This is a genomic window from Paenibacillus sp. MZ03-122A, from assembly GCF_024213325.1.
Classification (GTDB): domain Bacteria; phylum Bacillota; class Bacilli; order Paenibacillales; family Paenibacillaceae; genus Paenibacillus; species Paenibacillus polymyxa_B.
On sequence record NZ_JANAVI010000065.1, the window covers coordinates 1 to 482 of the forward strand.

Here is a 482-nt window from a genome sequence, read left to right on the forward strand (position 1 = left end):
ATGTCACGAGTCCGTTCTACCAACTGATCCAGCTCGGCCATGGTTACATGTTTCAGCATGACATCGCTTGGCGTCAGTTCTTGCTGTTTGCGACCTGTGCAATGCGCAATGATTTCCTGCAAACTGATTCTAAACTCTTCAGCTAGCTGCTCCATCGTTTCACGACGATATTCCTGCTTGCTGTAGCTGATCGTCAATTGCAGCTCGCCTTCCGAAATCAGTCCGTTCATATCCAGCGTGTGCGATCTGGCTGCATGGGCGCTAAGCTCTGCTCCGCTAGCGTAAGGAGATACACCAATGGATTTATTTTGCATATCTTGGTCAAATTGTCCCAGATAGTTAAAGCTGATTTCAGGCTCGGTTACAAAACGCTCTTGCTCACGTGCTGCGGACAGGTATCTCAATATACCGTAGCCAATGCCCTTTTGCGGAATGCGGCGTAGTCCTTCTTTCACATGTTTGATGCGCTGTGAAAGGTCTTG

General features: G+C 48.5%; 1 protein-coding gene. It reads right to left on the reverse strand.

The features are described 5' to 3' along the window. Nucleotides 1-482 (reverse strand): condensation domain-containing protein (locus NLX74_RS25565; protein WP_254330941.1); only part of this gene is annotated, 482 nt, incomplete at both ends.